At 65.0% G+C, this 20,954-nt stretch carries 18 protein-coding genes; 9 read left to right on the forward strand and 9 right to left on the reverse strand.

What is annotated here, in order from left to right; genetic code table 11:
* Positions 1–6: 6 nt before the first annotated feature.
* From HPY83_13840 to HPY83_13865, 6 genes are all read left to right on the forward strand, one after another.
* On the forward strand, positions 7–1,713 hold the full coding sequence (locus HPY83_13840) for a peptide ABC transporter substrate-binding protein (protein ID NPV09031.1): 1,707 nt from the start codon (positions 7–9) through the stop codon (positions 1,711–1,713).
* 26 nt (positions 1,714–1,739) lie between these two features.
* The gene (locus HPY83_13845) at positions 1,740–2,870 is read left to right on the forward strand and encodes an amidohydrolase/deacetylase family metallohydrolase (GenBank protein ID NPV09032.1); all 1,131 of its coding nucleotides are present in this window, start codon (positions 1,740–1,742) and stop codon (positions 2,868–2,870) included.
* A gap of 817 nt (positions 2,871–3,687) precedes the next feature.
* Complete coding sequence (gene sixA / locus HPY83_13850; protein ID NPV09033.1) at positions 3,688–4,224, forward strand: phosphohistidine phosphatase SixA; 537 nt, start codon at positions 3,688–3,690, stop codon at positions 4,222–4,224.
* A gap of 24 nt (positions 4,225–4,248) precedes the next feature.
* Positions 4,249–4,986: a dTMP kinase gene (gene tmk / locus HPY83_13855; protein ID NPV09034.1), complete on the forward strand. Its 738-nt coding sequence runs from the start codon at positions 4,249–4,251 to the stop codon at positions 4,984–4,986.
* Positions 4,983–5,726: a thymidylate kinase gene (locus tag HPY83_13860; GenBank protein NPV09035.1), complete on the forward strand. Its 744-nt coding sequence runs from the start codon at positions 4,983–4,985 to the stop codon at positions 5,724–5,726. The genes tmk and HPY83_13860 overlap by 4 nt, the downstream gene beginning before the upstream one ends.
* A 147-nt stretch (positions 5,727–5,873) precedes the next feature.
* The gene (locus HPY83_13865) at positions 5,874–6,737 is read left to right on the forward strand and encodes a DUF4097 family beta strand repeat protein (GenBank protein NPV09036.1); all 864 of its coding nucleotides are present in this window, start codon (positions 5,874–5,876) and stop codon (positions 6,735–6,737) included.
* Between the two features lie 109 nt (positions 6,738–6,846).
* On the opposite strand, the gene HPY83_13870 is transcribed toward HPY83_13865, so the two are convergent.
* Both HPY83_13870 and HPY83_13875 read right to left on the reverse strand, forming a co-directional pair.
* Positions 6,847–8,073 (reverse strand): tetratricopeptide repeat protein, encoded by a 1,227-nt coding sequence (locus HPY83_13870; GenBank protein ID NPV09037.1) that lies wholly within the window; start codon positions 8,071–8,073, stop codon positions 6,847–6,849.
* A gap of 244 nt (positions 8,074–8,317) precedes the next feature.
* A complete protein-coding gene (locus HPY83_13875) occupies positions 8,318–8,575 on the reverse strand; it encodes a hypothetical protein (protein NPV09038.1) in 258 nt (85 codons plus the stop codon).
* A gap of 304 nt (positions 8,576–8,879) precedes the next feature.
* Here HPY83_13875 and HPY83_13880 point away from each other — a divergent pair, with 304 nt between their 5' ends.
* From HPY83_13880 to HPY83_13890, 3 genes are all read left to right on the forward strand, one after another.
* Entirely contained in the window at positions 8,880–10,028 is a 1,149-nt protein-coding gene (locus HPY83_13880; protein ID NPV09039.1) for an alanine--glyoxylate aminotransferase family protein, read from the forward strand.
* Positions 10,029–10,115: 87 nt separating this feature from the next.
* The gene (locus HPY83_13885; protein ID NPV09040.1) at positions 10,116–11,198 is read left to right on the forward strand and encodes a peptidase M19; all 1,083 of its coding nucleotides are present in this window, start codon (positions 10,116–10,118) and stop codon (positions 11,196–11,198) included.
* A gap of 10 nt (positions 11,199–11,208) precedes the next feature.
* Positions 11,209–12,024, forward strand: coding sequence for a hypothetical protein (locus tag HPY83_13890; GenBank protein NPV09041.1), 816 nt, complete (start codon positions 11,209–11,211; stop codon positions 12,022–12,024).
* Positions 12,025–12,082: 58 nt separating this feature from the next.
* On the opposite strand, the gene HPY83_13895 is transcribed toward HPY83_13890, so the two are convergent.
* From HPY83_13895 to HPY83_13925, 7 genes are all read right to left on the reverse strand, one after another.
* The gene (locus HPY83_13895; GenBank protein ID NPV09042.1) at positions 12,083–12,958 is read right to left on the reverse strand and encodes a response regulator transcription factor; all 876 of its coding nucleotides are present in this window, start codon (positions 12,956–12,958) and stop codon (positions 12,083–12,085) included.
* Between the two features lie 147 nt (positions 12,959–13,105).
* Entirely contained in the window at positions 13,106–13,801 is a 696-nt protein-coding gene (locus tag HPY83_13900; protein ID NPV09043.1) for a response regulator transcription factor, read from the reverse strand.
* A gap of 596 nt (positions 13,802–14,397) precedes the next feature.
* On the reverse strand, positions 14,398–15,561 hold the full coding sequence (locus HPY83_13905) for a PmoA family protein (GenBank protein NPV09044.1): 1,164 nt from the start codon (positions 15,559–15,561) through the stop codon (positions 14,398–14,400).
* A gap of 112 nt (positions 15,562–15,673) precedes the next feature.
* Positions 15,674–16,480, reverse strand: coding sequence for a sugar phosphate isomerase/epimerase (locus HPY83_13910; protein NPV09045.1), 807 nt, complete (start codon positions 16,478–16,480; stop codon positions 15,674–15,676).
* Positions 16,481–16,641: 161 nt separating this feature from the next.
* Positions 16,642–17,718, reverse strand: a complete 1,077-nt coding sequence (locus HPY83_13915; GenBank protein NPV09046.1) for a Gfo/Idh/MocA family oxidoreductase — start codon at positions 17,716–17,718, stop codon at positions 16,642–16,644.
* 224 nt (positions 17,719–17,942) lie between these two features.
* Positions 17,943–18,875, reverse strand: a complete 933-nt coding sequence (locus tag HPY83_13920) for an NAD-dependent epimerase/dehydratase family protein (GenBank protein NPV09047.1) — start codon at positions 18,873–18,875, stop codon at positions 17,943–17,945.
* Positions 18,876–19,002: 127 nt separating this feature from the next.
* On the reverse strand, positions 19,003–20,943 hold the full coding sequence (locus tag HPY83_13925) for a hypothetical protein (protein ID NPV09048.1): 1,941 nt from the start codon (positions 20,941–20,943) through the stop codon (positions 19,003–19,005).
* Positions 20,944–20,954: the final 11 nt, after the last annotated feature.

A 20,954-nucleotide genomic window follows, 5' to 3' on the forward strand; every position in this document is an offset into this window, starting at 1 on the left:
TCACCCGTGACCGGCAATCGCTCGCCTCTCATCGTTCTGCTGGTGATCGCCGTTGCCTGCAGCTGCATCGCCCTGCTCCTGGGTTGCGCCGGAGTAGGCTACGTCGCGTGGCGCGGTGAGGAGGTAGTGTCCGGAGGCATCCAGCGCCAGGCAACCGCCGTCATCACGCGGGTGCCTGCCTCTCCCACCGCGCAGGGACCGGACGGCCGACCCTTAGGGGGTGAGCTGCGGCTGCCCGGCGCCATGCCGCCTACTCTGGACCCAGCCCTCAGCCAGGACAGCACCTCCGCCCAGTACATCGTGGAGATCTTCAGCGGCCTGGTCACCGCTGGGCCCGACCTGGAGCTGGTTCCTGACATCGCCGAGGACTACGAGATCAGTGACGATGGCCGGGTGTACACCTTCCATCTCCGTCGCAACGTCCGCTTCCACAACGGAACGCCGGTCACCGCTGACGACTTCAAGTTCTCCCTCGAACGATCCTGTGACCCTGCCACCGGCTCGCCCATCGCGGCCACCTACCTGGGGGATATCGTAGGAGCGAGAGAGATGCTCGCCGGCCGGGCCCGGGAGCTGGCCGGAGTGCGCGTCGTGGACGACTACACTCTGGAGATCGAGATAGACGCGCCGCGGCCCTCCTTCCTGGCCAAGCTGTCCCATCCGGTGGCCTTCGTGGTAGACCGCCGCAGTCTCCAGTCCGACGACATCTTCCAACGCTTCACCGGTACCGGCCCCTTCAAGCTGGTCGAGGTCATACCGGGGGATCGCATCGTCCTGGAGGCGAACCGGGACTACTACCGCGACCCTCGGCCGGCACTAGACCGAGTGGTGTACCGGCTGGGTGGGGGAGATCCGGTCACCATGTACGAGAACGACGAGCTGGATGCCACTCTGGTTGGTACTGCTACTCTGCCCCGCATAACCGATCCGGCTAGCGGCCTCGCCTCCGAGCTCACCGTGAGCGAGCAACTGGCTACTTTCTACGTGGGGCTGAACTGCGAGACCCCGCCCTTCGACGACCTCGAGGTTCGACGAGCCTTCGCCCTGGCGCTGGACCGGCAGAAGATCGTGGACATCCTTTACGAGGGCACGGTGCCTGCGGCCAAGACGGTGGTACCCCCGCAAATGCCGGACTACGACAACGAGGGGCTGGCCGCGCCCGCGTTGGACGTAGAAGAAGCCCGGCGGGCGCTAGCCCGGTCCTCCTACGGGAGCGCCGGAGCCCTCCCGCCCATCACTCTTTACGTGGCTTCCGCTACTCCCCAGACGGATCCCGTGGCCGAGGCGATCGCCGTCATCCTGGAGGAGAACCTTGGGGTGACCCTGGAGGTGGAGCAGAGCGACTGGTCTACCTTCCTGGACGGTCTGAATTACAGCGCCCATCCCTATCAGATGTACATTCTGGGCTGGATTGCCGACTACGCTGATCCGGAGAACTTCCTGAATGTGCTTTTCTCCAGCGGTAGCCACGACAACCACAGCGGCTACTCCAATCCAGAGGTGGACCGGCTGCTGGCCGAGGCGGGCCTGGAGATGGATCAGGAGGAGCGCCACCGCTTGTACCTGGAGGCGGAGGAGGTGATCCTCTCCGAGGTCCCGGTCATCCCCCTGTACCACGACGTGGAGTACTGGCTCACCAAGCCCTACGTCCGCCAGCTGCCCCATCCGGCCATGGTAGTCCCTGTGCTCCAGTATGCCTACATCCAACCCTGAGAGGCAGGCGCCAGCGGAGGACAGGATTGACCTACGATCTGCTCATCACCGGCGGGCGAGTGATCGACCCGGCCCAAGGCCTAGATGGTCCCGCCGATGTGGCCCTGCTTCAGGGCAGGGTGGCTGCGGTCGAAGCTGACCTCTCGGGCTTTGAGGCCGTCTCCCGGCTGGACGCTACCGGCTGCCTGGTGGTGCCGGGACTGATAGACCTTCACACCCACGTGGCTTTCCGCCTGGACGCCATCAGCATCGAGGCCGATCGACATGCCCCCTCCTCGGGCGTCACTACTTGGGTAGACGCCGGCAGCGCCGGAGCCGCCAACTTCGCTGGCTTTCGGCACTACGTCATCGAGCCCTCGTGCGTCCGCATCCTGCCCTTCCTGAACGTCTCCGAGCCCGGGCTGACCTGCCTGGAGGTGGTCCACGGCGTCATCGAGCACCTGGACGCCGACTCCGCCTTCCGTGCGGTGGAGGAGAACCGGGACCTGATGAAGGGCATCAAGGTGCTGAGCTGCGCCATGCGCGTAGGCCCTACCGGCCTCACCCCACTCCGGGTGGCACTAGAGGTGGGGCGGGCCACCGATCTGCCGGTGATGTGCCACATCGGCGCGCCACCCCCGGGCCTGGGAGACATGCTCCCTTTGATGCGCCCCGGCGACATCGTCACCCACATCTACAAGGGGCGGAAGGGCTGTCTGATGGTGGGGAACGACCGCGTGCGGCCGGAGGCCTGGGAAGCGCGCCGACGGGGGGTGCTGTTTGACGTGGGCCACGGCGCTGGCAGCTTCTCCTGGGAAGTGGCCCGCGCCGCTCTCGACCAGGGCTTCCCCCCGGACTTCATCTCCAGCGACCTGCATCGGTCCAGCGTGGGCTCCGGCGCCTTCAGCCTGCCCTCGGTGATGAGCAAGTTTCTGCATCTGGGCTTGCCCCTGCAGGAGGTAGTGCAACTGGTCACCGACGCGCCCGCCCGGGTGCTGGGGCTGCAGGGCGAGGTCGGTTGCCTTCGACCTGGCGCTTGCGGCGATGTGACCGTGTTGCGGCTGGAAGAGGGCCGGTTCCCACTGGCGGACTGCGAGGGCGTGCAGGAGGAGTTGCACCAGCGCCTGGTCGCGGTCCGCACCGTGGCGGCGGGTGTGGAGCTGGACGCCTGCTCCTGACGGCGACAACACCCGCTTGTGTAGGGTGGCAGCGGCGGTCTCCGCGGGCAGGCTCAAAGCCTCGCCGTGGTGCCACGGCTGGCGGTCCCGCCCCTGGGGCGAGCTCTTGGGATGCACGTCAGGAACAGCGAAAAGCCACGGTCGTGACCGTAGCTTGTGTCGATGATATGGAAGGCCTCGCCCTTCAAACCCGGAGCTAACCCTCGACTTGCCTAACTGACATTACATCACCGACGACTCGGGCGAGGCCTGCGCAACCGCCCCTGCGGGCTTTCGGTCTTCATGGCTGACGCGTGCCGCCGGGGGATCGGCCTGCTTTCTCCGCTCCTGCCTGCCCCCTTGGTGCCTTCACCCCTGAGAAAGAGAGGCGAGGAGCCCCCGGGGTGAGGGCTCCCCAGAACTCCAGTGGCAAGAAGAGGAGGGGAATGGGGGGACATGTAGCAGTGGGGGGATCACTGCAGGAGAGTATGTGAGCTATTCGCTTGTTCCACCGGACAGTATGCATGTGGTGAGTTAAACGGTCATAAAGCGTCTCTCAGAGATTCATCAGAAGGAGAGGGTAATCTGATAGGAGAACTCCGCACGATCGTTCGGCCTCTGCTTGGCCCTTGGCCGAGCTGGAACTTGGCAGGCAACACCGCGCCTGCGCCTATGTCTCCACCGCACCCGGCGCAAGCTCTGTCCGGTCGCCAGAATGGCGGGAACAGCACAGCGAAGTTGACTGGACAGACATAACAGTTAAGATGCCGGCACATAGGCGGTTCCCGCCGGGCGATGGGGCTGCGTCGCCACCGGGTCCGGAGGACGGAGAGAGTAGATGGAGCTGTACCTGTTGCGACACGCCATTGCCACTAAGCGCGACGTGGGTGGCTACCAGGACGACGCCGAGCGCCCACTCACGCGTCGGGGCGAGCGCAGAATGCGGCGCATCGCTCGCGGCTTGCTCTCTCTCGGTTTTCGGTGCGATGCTGTGCTAACTAGCCCATATCTCCGTTCACGCCAGACGGCCGACATCCTTGTCGACGCCTTGAATGATGGACCCGAGCCGCTGACCCTCGATGCCCTGGCGCCGGGCGGAAGCCACCAGGAATTGGTGGCTCAGATCAGTCGCCTGCATGGCCCCGACGAAAGCTTGGTGCTGGTAGGCCATCAGCCGGACCTGGGCCAGCTGGCCTCGGTGCTGTGCACCGGAGGTCTGAGCCTGGACCTGAACCTGCGCAAAGGCGGAGTGTGCCGTCTCGCTGTGTCCGAGCTGAGTTACGGGCGGTGCGCCACCCTTGAATGGCTGCTGGCGCCGAGTCAGTTGATCCAGTTGGCTGGAGGAAAGGACTCGCGAGCTGGTGAGCGCTGGTGAGAGCTCGACGATCGGGGAGGAGGGATGAAGACTCCTGGTTTGAACCAGGCGCATGACTATCCGGGCAAGCTCATCGTGGTGGAGGGCATTGACGGGTCGGGCAAGTCCACCCAGGCTCAGTTACTGCAGAAGTGGCTGATGAACCGGGGAGTGCCTGTCTTCTTCACCGAGTGGAACTCCTCTCCCCTGGTACGGCGAGCCACTCGGGTGGGCAAGAAGAAGAATCGCCTCACTCCGACGACCTTCAGTCTTCTTCACGCCACCGACTTCGCCGACCGGCTGACCTATCAGATCATTCCGCCCCTGAAGGCGGGCATGATGGTCATCGCCGACCGATACGCCTACACCGCATTTGCGCGGGACGTGGCCCGGGGGGTGCATCCTGAGTGGGTGCGCGAGGTGTACAGCTTCGCTGTGTGCCCGGATGTAGCCTTCTATTTCAAGGTCCCGGTGGAGTGCTCGCTCAACCGGCTGCGAAGCGCTCGGGCCAAGATCAAGTTCTACGAAGCGGGCATGGATCTGAAGCTTAGCCCCGACTTGGAGGAATCCTTCCGCCTGTTCCAGGGGCGAGTGCTGCAGGAGTACGATCGTATGGCGGAGGAGTTTGGCTTCCGGGTCATGGATGCTGAGCTCCCCATAGACGTGCAGCAACAGCAGTTGCGCAGGATCGTGGAGGAGACGGTGGCAGAGTACCTGGAGCCCTTTGCTGCCGGATTCACCTCCCGCACCGCTGCCGTCCCTCTTCCGGGGTTGGATCGATGAGCGAACGGCGTGCCTTCATGGGTAAGGGGCTGCCTTACGTGGACACCAGTGGTCTGTCGGGGTGCCTCATCGTCATCGAGGGCAGTGACGGCGTCGGGCGCACCACTCAGATCCGCCTCCTGCGCGGTTGGCTGGAGTATCAGGGCTATGGGGTGGTGGACACCGACTGGACCTCCTCGCCCTTGGTGTCTTCCACCATAGACCTAGCCAAAGAAGGCCACACCATGAACGTGTGGACCTTCAACCTGCTCTATGCCACCGACTTCGCCGACCGGTTGGAGCACGAGATCATCCCCGCGCTCCGGGCCGGGTTCGTGGTGCTCTCGGACCGCTACGTGTACACGGCTATCGCCCGTGCCTGCGCCCGCGGAGCCGACCGCGCCTGGGTGCAGGAGCTGTTTGGTTTCGCCCTCGAGCCCGACGTGGTGTTCTACTTAGAGGCCGACGCCGAGACGCTGGTCCGGCGGGCTCTGCTCGCCGATGGGCTGGACTACTGGGAGTCGGGGCTGGATCAGAACCCCGGTCTCGACCCGTATGACAGTTTCATCCGCTACCAGCGAAAGCTACTGCAGGAGTATGCTCGGCTCGCGCGCGAGTTTGGCTTCGTCACCATTGATGCCACGTCCCCCATTGCGACGGTACAGCGTAGCCTGCGCCGTCACTTGGTCCCACTCCTGACCCGAAGCAGTCCGCCGGACCCGGCCCCTTCAGTTGAGCCTCCTGGCTTCGCCCCGGCTTAGGGGGAAGCCACTGCACCCAACCGAACCTACGGCAGTACCCGGCCCCCGAGCCGAGGGCGGTTGAGGGCGCCGCCCGAGCGCCCTACAATGGGTGCGGCGCGTATCGATAGCTGCTGAGTTGAGCGTGAAGTCCATAGGAGGAATCGGATGAAGTCGTCTACACTTGTGATCCTGTTGGTGGTGCTGGCAGTGCTGTTGCTGTGCTGCTGCGTCGCCGTCGCTCTGGGGGCTGTGGCCATCTATGGCGGCGGTGGTCCCACAATATCCAGTGGCTGGTCCATCCTGGGCCGAGGCTCCTGGGAATCCACCACCTCCTATAGCCGTGAGTTGGTGGTCCGGTCGCCCGCGGTGGTGACAGTGATGAACGAAGTAGGTCGGGTGAACGTGCGCGGCGGCACGGGCGACGGCGTCAGCGTCCGGGCGGAAGCCAGGGCGCGGGCTTCCACCCAGGAGGCGGCCAATCGGCTCCTGGAAGAGGTGCTGTTCGATGCCTCCGCGAGCGGCAACCAAGCCGAGATTCGCGTAGACGTGCCCAGCAGCCTGGTGAACCAGTCCCTGAGCGTGACCCTGGACATTACGGTGCCCCGTTCCTCTAGCCTGAACGTGCGCTCCAACGTGGGCGAGATCCGTATCGAAGGCGTGGAGGGTGTGGTCACGGTGACCGGCGACGTGGGTGACATCGTCCTGCACGACGTAGCTCTCACTGGCGACAGCGAGATCCGCTCTGGCGTGGGCGACGTGACCTTCGACGGGCAGCTGCCTGAATCGGGGCAGGTGAGTGTCAACTCAAACGTGGGCTCGATCCGGATCGTCTTGCCCAGAGGCAGCCAGTTCCTCTTGGATGCCTCCACCAACGTGGGCGAGATAGACGTGGCCTTTGACGTGCAGGACCGCGAGACCGGCGGCGAGCGGATAGTCCGGCGGGAGCTACGCGGACGGGTGGGTGCCGACCCACAGGTGACCCTGATGGTGCGCTCTGGCACCGGCGGAATCGAGATCGAGGGCCGCTAGCCGGCGGGAAGGGGATGCTGATGACGCTGATCTACGCTGAGCTTCTCCGATCGGCGTGAATCAGCGTCATCCACGGGCACGTCGGTGTCCGCAACGTTCTGTCGTGTCCCTACTGCAGGGCCTCCCGGGGCGGGGCGTAGCTGGGACGAAGCGAGAGCGACCGCTCGAACGCCTGGCGGGCGGCGTCGGCCTGCCCCAGTGCCCGGAGGGCCATCCCTCTCCAGTACCAGACCTCCTCCACCTGATTGGTCTGTCGCATCACCTGGTCCGTCAGGGCGATCACCTTGTCGTAGGCGCCCACGTGGTAGTAGGCCTCCATGGGGCCGACCTGGTACCATAGCATTCGGCGCGGCCACCCTATGGCCTCCGCCCGGCGGTAGGCTTCGACCGCCTCCTCGTAGCGACCGAGGTGGGTGAGGTTGGTCCCCACGTTGAACCAGGCATACACATCGTCCGGATGGGCCTGAGCGTGCTCCTCGGCGCGGGCCAGGGCCGCCTCCCACATGGCCGGGGTGCCCGCTTCGGGCCCGAGGATGCCGTCCACCACCGGCTCCTGGTCGGCAGTGTAGACGACCACGAACGCCCGGTTGAATACCGTCCACATGGATTCCAGTTCGTCGTAGGGCAAAGCCAGGCCCAGGTACGGATTGGCCCCGCGCAGACCGACGGTGTCGTAGGAATCGAAGACGATGTAGTAACCCTGGGCGTCTTCGTAGCCGGTGAGCAGGCGATAGTGGCCCATGCCATCGTCGGGCTCGGGCTCGTGCCAGGTGGCGATGAGCACCGGGAGTCCATTGCTGAGGAGCAGTCGCAGGGTATCCCGATCTCCCTGGACGCCTACCACCGCTCTCAGGCCCTGAGAGATGGCGAAGGCCGCCAGTTCCTCGGGATCGGCGTTCTTGTCATCGTAGTTGGGCCGCAGGACGGCGGCGATGTCGCCCTGGCTGAGGCGGCTGCCGTAGTAGCTTAGGAGCATGGCCAGAGTGGCCGGCCCGCAGTTGTTCCAGGTCTGCCAGCTATGGGTGAAGCCAGTGAGCTCCACCGCCGGCGCGGCTGGCTGGTAGGCCGGCGTGGCCGTGGGAGTGGCGGTAGGGATGGGGGTGGCGGTGGCTGTCGCCGTCAGTGATATGGTCTCGGTAGCGGTGGGGCAGGCCAGCTTCTCCGCATCCGCGGTAGCGGTGGCGGGCGCCGGCTGCACGGCGGCAGCCTCCGTCTGGGGCCCACCGTTGGTGGCAGGCGGGAGCGCCGCCCCTGCCCTGAGAGCCATAATCGTGGACACTCCCGCCACCAGAATCACTGCTGATAGAGAGAAGGACAACCAGGCCAATCGTCTCACCACGACTCCCCTGGGCCGGCCGCGCCAGCCGCGTCTGAGTTCGCATTATATTGACATAAGGGCACGCTGGCGGCCAATCCTTGCCTTTCTGGCCGGCTTTGCTGATGGAAGGCCCGTCAGAGGGGGTGCGGCAGATGCCCGGCTCTTTCGATGGGGAGCGCCGATCGCGTGACGCCGCGGGTCGCATTCCCTGGCTGTTGAGGGTTGGCGCCTGAGTGGATGAGCGCGGGCGCCCGCACGCGCCTCAGTCCACCGAGACGATGGAGCGCTGCTGGCGGGCGAACGCGAGAGGGGGCCGGGGCAGGCGCAGAGCCAAGGCCTGCCGACTCTGGGCGGCGGCTATGCGGGCGCAGACCGCGAAGGCATCGCCCAGGGGGCGCCGAGCCTGTGCTTCCAACGGCAGCTGCCTGCTCACGAGACGAAGAGCCTCAGCCACGACGCTGCACTCGGCAGCATCGAGCTGGACGGTTACTCGGCCTTGTTCAAAACCCACGATCCTCATGTAATCCTCCAAACACCACCCTAGAGGTCATTATTCCTGTCACACTTGGGCAAGTCAACTCTGGACTGGAACGAGGGTCGCCAGCCGACTGAGCTCCGCTCAGCGGGGGCGCTCCCGGTGCCGGGGCAGCCCACCTTCTCGCGCGGAGACTGGCTCGTCGCGGGGGTGATTGGCGAAGAGGCGCCGAGCGTTGTCGCCAGAGGCACCTGGGGTTAGGATTCGGTTCCACCTGGCGTGGGAGCGGCGCCGTGAGTGTACCGTAGCATTGGGGAGGAAATGAAGGATGAAGGGTCGCAGTCTGTTGATGATACCGGGGCCGATCGAGTTCGAGCCCGTGGTCTTGGCCACCATGGCCGAGCCTACTACCAGTCATGTAGCCGGCAACTTCATCGAGGTGTTCGGGCAGGCCCTCGAGCGCACCCGCAGGGTCTTCCTGAGCGAGGATGGGCAACCATTCGTGGTGGCCGGCTCGGGCACCCTGGCCATGGACCTGGCAGCGGCCAACCTCACCGAGGAGGGTGACCGGGCCCTGGTGGTGAATACCGGCTACTTCGGGGACCGGTTCGGCGCTCTCCTTGAACGCTATGGCGCCCAGGTGACTCACGTCCGCGCCCCGGTGGGCTCGCGACCGTCGCTGGAAGAGATCGAGGCGGAGCTAGGACGGGCCCAGTACAAGCTGGTGACGGTCACCCACGTGGATACCTCTACCGGCGTCATAGCCGACGTTCCCGGGGTAGCCCGCCTGGCCCGGGAACACGGGGCGCTATCGGTGGTGGACGGGGTGTGCTCGGTAGCGGGCGAGGAGCTGCGCCTGAGCGACTGGGGGGTGGACGTGGCCCTGACGGCGTCCCAGAAAGCGGTGGGCGTGCCCCCCGGCTTGGCCCTGTTGGTGGCTGGGCCGAGAGCGCTGGAGGTCTTCCGCCGGCGCCGCTCGCCCGTCCGCAGCTACTACGCTGACTGGGACAACTGGCTCCCTATCATGGAAGCGTACGAGGCCCGGAGGCCCAGCTACTTCGGTACCCCGCCGGTCAACCTGGTGGCTGCCCTGAACGTGAGCTTGGGCCTAATCCTGGCTGAGGGCCTGGAGCGACGCTTCTCCCGTCACCGAGCTTTGAGCCGCATGTGCAAGGCAGGCGTACAGGCTCTGGGGCTGGAGCAGGTGCCCGAGCGGCCCGAGTACGCTGCGCACACCATGACCGCCCCTCGCTACCCTGAGGGTGTAGACGGAGCCAAGTTCCTGGGTTACGTCCGGGAGGCTGGCGTGATCCTGGCAGGTGGACTGCACCCACTTATCCGGGACCAGTACTTCCGCATCGGCCACATGGGGCCCAACAACATGGGAGACGTGATGGCGACGGTGGCAGCGATCGAGGCGGGGCTGGAGATGGCCGGCTACCGCTTCGAGAGAGGGGCCGGCCTGGCGGCGGCTGGAAGGGCAGTGGCTGGTGGGTAGTGGCTAGCTCTCCGGGCAGTGCATCCCGGTCCTGTTGGCTAGGGGCTATCCCCTCGTCACTATGGCACTACTGAAGGAGCACCGAGCATGATAGTGGTGGATTCGCACCTGGACTTGGCCATGAACGCTCTGAACTGGAATCGCGATCTGCGCCTGAGCGCCCACGAGACTCGTGCTCTCGAGGCCGGCATGACGGAGAAGGGCCGAGGTGCGGGCACCGTCGGCTTCCCCGACATGCGCCGGGGCAAGGTGGCCCTCTCTTCAGCCACCCTCATCGCGCGGGTGGCGTGGCCGGGCACCAACGTTCCCGGTTACCGTACTGCGGAGATTGCCTACGGCCACGCCCAGGGGCAGTTGGCCTTCTACCGCCTGCTGGAGGAGCAGGGCGACGTCCGCATCATCGCCGATCGGGCGGGCTTGGAGGAGCACCTGGCCCGGTGGCAGGAACCACTGCAAGACGAGCCGCCCCTGGGCTTCTTCCTCAGCATGGAAGGAGCCGACCCCATCGTCTCTCCCGAGCAGGTCGGCCGCTGGTGGGATGAGGGCCTGCGGGTGGTGAGCCTGTGTCACTACGGCATTAGCGCCTACTCTCACGGAACCGGCATGCCAGGGGGCCTACTGCCAGCGGCCTACGACCTCCTGGCCGAGATGGAGAAGGTAGGCATGGTGCTGGACGTCAGCCACCTGGCGGATGAGGCCTTCTTCCAGGCTCTGGACGCCTTCGGCGGGAGGGTGCTGGCCAGTCACCACAACTGCCGCGCCCTGGTGCCGGGAGACAGGCAGCTCACCGACGAACAGATTCGGCTGATGATCGAGCGCGACGGAGTCATCGGGGCGGCCCTGGACGCCTGGATGATCGTGCCGGGATGGGTCAAGGGGGAGACGAAACCCGAAGCGGCGAGCATGGAGGATTACGCGGATCACATAGACCACGTCTGCCAGATCGCTGGGAATGCCCGGCACGCCGCCATCGGCAGCGACCTGGATGGGGGCTACGGAAAGGAGCAGACCCCTCACGACCTGGACACCATCGCCGATCTGCAGAAGGTGCCGGACATCCTGCGACGGCGGGGATATGCCGAGGAGGACGTGGAGCTCATCATGCACGGCAACTGGGTCCGGCTGTTGAGAGAGGTGCTGCCGGAGCCGGGCTCCCATTGCGCACCATAGAGGAGTTGCCATGAGCACCGTCACCGTTCCCGCTCACTACTACCAACAGTTCGACGCCGACCTGGCTCTGGAGGTTCCAGCCGAGGGCTATGGGGGCTGGCGAAAGGGGGACATCCCTCTGTCACTGGACCACAGCGCCCTGGTGGTGATGCACGCCTGCGACACCGGTACCCCCCAGCAGTTCCCTGGCTGGCACCGGGCGGTGGAGTACATGGGCCGAGCCAATGCCATCGCCAGGGACGTCTTTCCGCCGCTCCTGGCGGCCGTGCGTCGCTCGCCTCTCAGGCTCTTCCACGTGGTCGGCGGTGGCGACTACTACAAGGAGCTGCCCGGCTACCAGCGAGCGCTGGCGTTGGCTGGCCCGGAGCCGGAGGCTTTGCCCAGCGTCGAGGCTGACCCGGTCCTGGAGCGGCTGCGGGAGTTCCGTCGGCAGCACGTCTTCGTGGGCCCTCATAACGAGGCCGATGTAGAGGCCGGGTTCGCGCGGGTGGACTTTATGCCCCAGGCGCGGCCCCAGAGCGACGAAGGGGTGGCCGAGAATGGGCGGCAGCTCTTCGCCCTCTGTCGCGAGGAAGGGGTGAACCACCTCATCTACGTCGGCTTCGCCATCAACTGGTGCCTGCTGCTCTCTCCTGGAGGCATGTGGGAGATGCAGAAGTACGGTCTGCTGTGCTCCACCATCCGGGAGGCAACTACAGCGGTGGAGAATAAGGAGACGGCCAGGACGGAGACAGCGAAGCAGATTGCGCTGTGGCGCGTGGCGCTGGCCTTCGGCTTCGTGTTCGATCTGTCGGACTTCCTCGGAGCACTGGGCAGCAGGGGGTAGCAGGCGGTTACGACCCCGAGCACGGCGGCCCCGGCTGTGGATACCGAGATGGCGCCTCTCACGGCTCGCGAAAGCGGTAGCCCTCGCCACGCACGTTGGTGATGTAAGTGGGATGGCTGGGGTCGTCGCCCAGCTTTTGCCGCAGGTAGCGAACGTAGACGCGCAGGTAGACGCTCTGATCCTTGTGTTCCGGCCCCCACACCTGGGTGAGCAACTCCTCGTAGGACAGGAGCCGGCCCGGGTGGCGGAGGAAGTACGCCAGGAGCCGGTACTCCTTGGGCGTTAGCCCCAGAGGCCGGCCCTGCTTGTGTACCTCGTGTCGGGTGGTGTCCAGCACTAGATCCAGGTTGGTGAGCACCCTGGGCTCGGAACCGGCGCCGCCGGCCGCCGAAGCAACTCGCCGCAGGAGGCTGCCCGCCCGCGCCTTCAGCTCCGCCAGGCTGAAAGGTTTGCGCACATAGTCGTCCGCTCCGCAGCTGAAGCCCTTGAGCACGTCGTCCTCGGTGACTCGGGCGGTGAGCATAAGGACCGGGATACCGCTCGCGGCCTTCAGCCGGCGGCAGACCTCCCACCCGTCCAAGCCGGGCAACATGATGTCCAGAATCACCAGATCGGGCTGCTCGTGCCCGACCATCTCCAGGCCCAGAACCCCGTCTTCCGCCAGGAGCACACGGTAGCCCTCTCTGCTCAGGCTGACCTCGATCAGCCGGGCGAGGTTGGTGTCATCTTCTATCAGCAGGATGCACTGATCCACTGGCTTAACTCTCAACCAGACTGCCGGTGGGCTGTGACTGCCCATCGGCCAGAGCACGGAGGGCACCCCGTCGGCTGCCTGGTTGCAGCGCTCGGGGGAGTCGCCTTCGAGGTCACCGGCTTGGGGCCTGAGTGCCGGACAGCGGACGCGTGAGGGACGGATGAGGCGGATCTGGTCCACTGATCCTCTCGTGGAAGGATACCACCGAGACTGCCGTGTGGCGATAAACGCCGGGTTAGAATGGTATAAGGGTTGGATAAGAAATGCTCGCCAGTGCCCGGCGAGAGGAGGAGATCTGGGACTTCCGGCTATGGCATCCAGCTGCCCTCAGGACTCGCGGAAGCGGTAACCTTCTCCCCTTACGTTGAAGATGTAGGACGGGTTGGCGGAATCGTCCTGGAGCTTCTGGCGCAGGTAGCTCACGTAGAGGCGAAGGTACTGGTCCTCGTCCGAGAACTCCGGTCCCCACACGTGAGTGAGGAGCTCGCTATGGGTGAGCAGGCGGCCGGGGTTCTGGAGGAAGTAGCTGAGGAGGCGGAACTCGAGTGGAGTCAGCTCCACGGGCACGCCGCCCTTGGTGACCTGATGGCGCGCCAGATCCACCTGAAGGTCACCGTTGTGGAGCACGTTCCCCTGAGTTGAAGTGGCGCCGTAGAGCTCCGCCCGCTTGAGCAATGCCTTCACCCGAGCGGCCAGCTCTGCCAGGCTGAAAGGCTTGCGCACATAGTCGTCGGCTCCGGAGTCGAAGCCCTGGAGCACATCCTCCTCAGTGGCCCTGGCGGTAAGCATGAGTACGGGGGTGTTGGACATCTGCTTGAGGCGGCGACACACTTCCCAGCCGTCGAGCCCGGGCAGCATCACGTCCAGGATCACCAGGTCGGGGTGTTGCTCGTAAGCTCGCCTCAGCCCGAGGTCGCCGTCCCGCGCAGTGAAGACCTCGAAACCCTCGCGGGACAGTGTGATCTCTACCACCTTAGCGAGGTGCTCGTCATCTTCGATAAGGAGAACTCGCTTCGTGCCCATGCCAACTCACCCTGAGAACCGTATCACAGTGGTAGGGCTCCATACCACGCCTATCCCGCCTAACAGCCTGTCGGGCGGTCGCCCTCCGGCGGCCGAGGTTCGGGCCGGCCCCCGGGCGGAGAGGAGCCAGGCCGCCGCACGCGCATCCGCCCACTCTCCCTCGGAAGGTGGCCCCTCGCCGCTTGGGACCATTGTACTACGCGGCACCGGTCTGTCCAGCGGCATGGGCAGCAGACTCGGTCTCCCTCGGTCTTGGCGCCTGCGGGCGAGCGGTGACTCGGAAGGGAGAGGGGAACGCCAGAGGCTGGCCTTTGTGGACGCTGCTGGGGAGTCACGTACACGACGCAACCGAAGGAGTCGCAGGCGTCGGTGCGCTCTCCCCAGCAGCCTTAGCAGAGCCCCAGAGCAGGCAAGACAGCCCTGCTCCTACACGTGGGTCATGTCTCCACCCGGCTCCGCGGCGCCCCTGGGCCGGTCATGTCCCGGCGCGGCCCGGCGTCGCTCCCACGCTTGGGTTATGTTTGAATCCGGCCCTGGCGCCAAGGTCCGAGCTTGACTGTGTGTGGAGCTGCTGCCGCCGTGCCGGCCGCGTGCTTCTACACCACCTCCACCGTCGGTGGGTTGATGAAATCGTGGTAGCGGGCGGCCACATGGCCCAACTGGGCGTCGCCGCGGTGGATGAGCAGCCGGTAACGGAACACCAGGTCCTGCCCTGCCTCCAGCAGCAAGGATCCGTCCAGACTGGCGTCCGCCTTGTAGTCGTGCCAGGCGAAGGGGTTGGCCGTCATCAGTCCGTAGTTGCGAACGTGGTACTCGGTGGGGTAGCGGACGTTGTCGGGGTGATCCATGATGGCGATGCCCACGAAGCGATCGGCCACCGGACCGGAGTAATCACACCACTGGGCCTTCTTGCCCCAGTTCTCCTTCTCGTTGATGCCCCCGTAGGCGTTCTCGATCTTGCCGCCCAGGCCCGAGGCCACGTCCATGGAGGTGGCCACCCGCACCGAGAGGATCCCTCCTTCCTTGGTGTCCCCGAACTTCACTGGCCCCATGTCGGCTCGGAAGTGCACCGTGTAATCCACGATCTTCTCGTGGTTGGGGAGCAGGTTGTAGAAGACCATGGTCCGCTGCTCGTACATCACCTTCTCGCCCCGGTTGCTGACCCAGTCGTTGTCGGCCTGGATCACCCCCAGCACAGGCCCGCTCACTAGCTGCCTGAAGCCCCGATGCAAGATCCGCCCATGCCCGGGCGTCTCGCTCCAGTTGTCCACTCCGTTTACGTCGCCGTGAGCGGTGTAGATGGACTTGTGGTGCGGATGGTCGTGCTTCTCGCCTTCGATGTCCTGCACCATGGGATAGTTCCGGGTTACGTTGTCGCCATACGGGCCCACTACCGGCCACAGAAACGGCCGCGCCCAGTGGTCGGCGTAGTTGTAGGCGGTGAAAAGGTGGTTGCCGATCTGGACCCGAACCCGCCCGTCCTGATCCTCCAACACGACGCCGCGGCGGGCCTCCTCCTCGGTGCTGGTCTCCAGCAGATACTCCCGGGTACCGCCTGCCGCGAGCACGTCTACTACCCAGTGGACCCACAGGTTGCCCTGATCGTCCAGGCCACCCTGGCAGGTCACCGGACGGCCGGTGGCAGTCTCAGTCAGTCTGAGCGAGCGCGGCTTGCCGTCGGCCCGACCCACGTTCACCTTCACCGGGCAGTCCACCCGGCAGTGCTCGCCCGCGTGCAGCCTCAGTCTCCATTCTGGCATGTAGACACCTCCAGTTAGGTTACAGGTTACAGGGGACAGGTTGCAGGGAATGCCTCCGAGTAGCCTCTCTCTGTCCGCCGTAACCTGTTCCCTGTAACCTATCCCCCATAACCTACTCTCTGCTCTTGAGGTACTCTATGCTCTCCCGGGCAATGCGCTCGGCACCGGGGGAGAAGTCGAAGACCTCCACCGATATCCAGCCACCGTAGCCGATGTCCTTCAGGGCCTGAAGGATAGGCCGATACTCTATGGGACCCATCCCCGGCCCCAACTTGCCGTCATTGGCGTGGAAGTGGCCCAAGTGGTCCTTCGCTTCCCGGATGATGTCGGGGATGGGCCGGCCTTCGTCCGACATGGCCTTGACGTCCAGGTGAAGGGCCACGCTGGGGTGATCCACCAACTCGACCAGGCGCACGCCCTGGTCCTTAGTGTAGATGAAGTTGGTGTCGTCTCGGGCTAGGGGCTCGATGCAGATCAGGATTCCCTCTTCCTGGGCCACCGGCGCTACTCTCTGGAAGAAGTGCGCGGCCCACTCCCAGGCGTCCTCCTCGGCCACGCCGGGGAGCACGTTCCGCTGCTGGGGAGAGCCGAACACCATGATCTTGCCCCCCATGTCGCCGGTGCGACGGATGAGGGTAGTCATGTAGGCAGCGGCCCGATCCCGGGCCTCGCGGTCGGCAGAGGTGATATGCAGGCCCTCAGTGCGGGCCAGCAGCCAGTGCATGCCCACCACTTCGAGCCCGTGAGCCCGAATCTGGTCGCCCACGCGCCTGGCCTCTTCCGGGCTCATCTGAGCCACGTGGGTGTCGAAGGCGAAAGGGGCCACTTCTAGGCCGGTATAGCCCAGCCGGGCCACCAGGGGCAGGTATTCCCCTAGGGGCTGGCCTTCGAAGAGCTCGTTACAGATCGCGTACTTCACGAGTTCCACTCCGTAACGCTGGTTCGGATCTCACCGCGGAGATCGCAGAGACCGCAGAGCGGGTCACAGGTTACAGGGGATAGGTCATAGGGATGTGCATCCAGCTATGCTACTCTATCCTCTGTAACCTGTTCCCTTCTCCGTGTCTTGGTGGCCAATCTCTAGAGGGGCAACTTGACCTCTCTATGGGTGCGGGCGGCCCTGTAGATGGCCAGCATTATCTCCACCGGCTTGCGAGCGCTCTCCCCGGTGATGAAGGGATCGCGATCTTCGCGGATGGCCTCGATCATGTCGGCAAAGATGGGCTGGTGCCCGTGAAGGGCGGTCGCCCGCGGGTCGGTGGCGACGGAGACGCCGCTACCCTCCTCCCGCGGACCATACATGGCCTTGATCTCTTGCTCCTCCTTGCCTTCAGGATCGTCGCGCAGCTTCCATACCTCGATGGTGTCGCGCCTCTTCCCCGTGGCGATGGTACCATTCTCGCCGTGAATGGTGAGGGTATCGCCTCCGCCAGGCCAAGCGGCAGTAGTCGTGTTGATGCTGCCGATGGCACCGTTCTCGAACTGGAGCACCGCGGAGACCTTGTCCTCGGCCTCGATATCATGGGCGTAGCGACCCATGTAGCCGAAGACGGAGGAGACCGGGCCAGCCAACCACTGCACCAGGTCCATGGTATGGATGCCCTGGTTGGCGAGGGAGCCGCCCCCATCCATGGCCCAAGTGCCCTTCCACTTGCCGTGCTTCTCATCCTCGTAGTAGCTCTGCTCGCGCCACCAGAAGAGGTCGGCGTGAATGCCGTAGAGCTTGCCCAGCCGGCCGCTGTCTATGATCTCCTTGAGGCGCTGGTAGAGAGGGTTGTAGCGCGACTGGAAGACGGCGCCCAGTTTCACTCCTGCCTTGTCGGCCTCCTCTATGAGTCGGTCTATGGCGCGGAGGTTGATGTCAATGGGCTTCTCTACCACGATGTGCTTGCCGGCGCGGGCAGCACGGATGCCGAACTTGGCGTGCATTCCGCTCGGCAGCGCGATGCTGACCACCTCTACATCCGGGTTGCGCAGCATGCGCCCGAAGTCCTTGTACTTCTTGGCCCCGTAGCGATCGCCTACGGCGTTGAGGCGCTCCTCATCGATGTCGCACACGGCGACCAGCCGAGCACCCGGCAGGTCATATATGTCGCGTGCGTGCCCGGCCCCCATGCCCAGGCCGACCACGGCGAAACCGATCTCACGTTCAGCCATTTCCCCAGTCCTCCTCGCGATGCATGGCCGGCATACCCAGGCCGGCAGGCGGCCCAAAGCGCAGGCTTGGCTGCTAGAGCCGGCCTTATCTTCTTGCATATGGGTTCGTCTGACAAGGGCAACGGCAGAGGGCAGGGTACAGGGGATAGGTTACAGGGGTCAGGGATTGCCTATTCAGGGCCTCTATCCTGCTCCCCTGCGACTTGCCCCCTAATACGTATGACCTACGCCCTGTTCCTGAACCGGTCGTCCTCACTCAGCATCCGCCGCAGCCCATCCTCTAGGCTCACTTTGGGGGTGTAGCCCAGCAGTTGCGAGGCGAGGCTGATGTCGGCCACCGAGTGGGAAACGCCCCCCTCTTGAGAGGGGTTGTGGATGGGGCTTGTGCGCCGGCCGCTGGCGTCCTCCACTAGGGCCACCAGCTGCCTGATGCTGCACTCGCGACCACTGCCTACGTTAATGACCTGGCCGGCCAGGCCGGGGCGTTCTCCCGCCGCCACCAGGGCATCGGTCACGTCGTCTATGTAGACGAAGTCCCGCGTCTGGTTGCCATCGCCGAAGATGACGATGGAGCCGCCATTGATGGCCCGGCGGAGGAACAGAGGTATGACTGGCGCGTGCGAGGCGGGAAGGGGCTGCCCGGGGCCGTAGGTGTTGAAGATGCGCAGGACCACCGTCTCGAACCCGGCTAGCCGGCCCACGGTTCGGCAGTAGTACTCAGCGGCCAGCTTGCTGACAGCGTAGGGCGAGCCCGGATTGGGCACGGCAGCCTCGCTTATGGGCATCTGTGTCTGCTCGCCGTACACGGCACCGGAGGAGGCGAGCACTACTTTGGGCACCCCCACGTCCCGCACCGCCTCCAGAAGGCAGACAGTCCCCCCTACGTTGACGTCGTTGTAGTCCCGCGGGTACAAGTTAGAGGCGGGCACCGAGACCTTCGCCGCCAGATGGTAGACGCAGTCGGTGTCCTGGAGCAGTGACCAGAGCTTCGGCACGTCCCGCACGTCGCCTCGGGTGAAGAGCACTTCGTCGCGCAGGCGAGAGGGATCACCGGCGCTAAGGTCGTCCAACACGTGGACCTCGTGCCCCGCTCCCGCCAGTCGGTTGGCTAACGCCGTTCCCAAGAAGCCGGCGCCGCCCGTGATCAGATAACGCATAGCGTACTCCAACGAAGAGAATATGACACGTGACACGTGATGCGTGATACGTGATGCGTGATACGTGACGCGTGACACACCTGCCTCGCGTATCACGCATCACGTGTCACGTATCACGCATCACGTATCATCCCGTCACTGTCACCTGCACATGTTCGGTCTCGGCGCTGTTGCCGGCGGCATCATAGCCGATGGCCCAGACCTCGTGCTGACCGGCTGGCACGTCTGTCAGCATCACCTTGAAGGCATAGGGTGTGACCGTGCTCATCCCGATCTGGGCGCCGTCCAGGTAGAACTCTACTCTATCCATCCGGAGGTTGTCCACAGCATCCACCTGAATGGTGAACCAGGCCCCTTCCACGTCGCTGCGGGAGTGCTTGCTGCCTGGGTAGGGATGGTTGAGCTTCACCTGGGGTGGCTCGTTGTCTACCGTCACTTGCACGTTGGCGAGCCACTCTGCGTGGTTGTGGTCCACCACCGAGAGCTGGATGGTGTAGAGGCCCGATAGCCCGGTGGTGTCCCAGTATTCGAGGGTGCCATTGTCCACCTGATGGCCGTGTTCGGACCCGATGGTCATCCAGGCTGACGGATTGAGCCCCTCCCCGTACTTGAGCCGGTAGACAGCCTGGTTGGGCACTCGGGCATTGCCCGCGATCTCCACCACACCGCGGACATACTGGTAAGGGGCGGGGCGAAGGATGGCTGCCTCTTGGGCGGCGGAGCCTTCCTCCGGCAAGGGGTCGTATTCGGTGGGCGGCTGGGGTATCCCGGCCATGCGCACCCAGTCGGCTGCCTCAGGTGGGTAGATCTCGTACACGCGCTCTTCCACCAGTTCCGCCGGCGTGTATACCGTGGCCAGCCGGCCCGTCTCCCGGTTCACCCGAAAGACCTGATGCATGGTGCAGTAGCCGGTGGGTTCAGTCCCCTCGACGAAGATCTCGGTTCTGGTGTGGGGGCAGTGATCGGTAGCCAGCTGGCCCGAGAGGGCGCACACCTTCTCCTCAACGATGCCGGGCGGTCGCTGGAACTCCATCACGGGCAAACCCTCGTGCAGCTTGAGCATGATCTCGTGGTAGATAGGGCCGGCACCAGTGGAGCCGAGCAGCCGGTTCATCTTGGTGCGGTCTGCATTGCCGATCCACACGCCTACGGCGTACTGGGGGGTGAAACCCATGGTCCAGGCATCGCGATTGTCGTTGGTCGAACCGGTCTTGGTGGCCACCGGCCGGTCGGGCAGGACCAGGTTAGCAGCGCTGGCCCCGAAGGCAGGCGCGCGCGCTGCCGTGTCCGAGAGGATGCTTTGGAGCACGTAGGCGTACTGCGGCTCCACCACCCGGCGCACTTCTGGCTGGGTGTACTGCTTGAGGATGTTCCCCTCCGAGTCCTCCACCAGCAGGATGGCCACGGGGTCGAGCTCGCGGAATCCGGGGCGGCGCTCCCAGGCAGGCACGGGCTGCCCGGCCATGTGTCCCCCGTTAGCCACTACGCTGTAGCCGTAGGTATGGTCCAGTAGCTTCACCTCTCGGGCCCCCAAGGCCAAGCTCAGTCCGTAGTAGTCGTCCGTGAGGGTGGTGATGCCCATCCTTCGGGCCATGGCTACCACATTGGGTATGCCCACCATGTCGAGGAGCTTGACCGCTGGTATGTTGTAGGAGCAGGCCAGGGCCGAACGGAGCGTCTGGGCTCCGTGATACTGCATGTCTATGTTCATGGGTGAGTAGGGCTCGTTGGGCGGGTCGGGGAAGGTGGTGGGGATATCCATCACCACGGTGGCGGCGGTATAGCCCTGCTCGAAGGCGGTCAAGTAGACGTAGGGCTTGAAGGAGGACCCCGGCTGGCGAGGCGCCAGGGCCATGTTGACCTGCCCGTCTATCGCCTCGTTGTAGTAGTCCACGCTGCCCACCATGGCTAAGATCTCGCCCGTCTGGGGCCGGAGGATCACCACAGCGGCGTTGTTGGCGTTGTTGGGCACGCCGTACTCCGCGATCTTCCGGGCGGCCACCTCCTGAGCCATGTTCTGGATGTCCAGGTCCAGGGTGGTGTAGACCCGAAGGCCACGGCGATACATGGCCTCGCCGT

This window comes from Anaerolineae bacterium, assembly GCA_013178015.1.
In the GTDB taxonomy this organism is placed as follows: domain Bacteria; phylum Chloroflexota; class Anaerolineae; order DRVO01; family DRVO01; genus Ch71.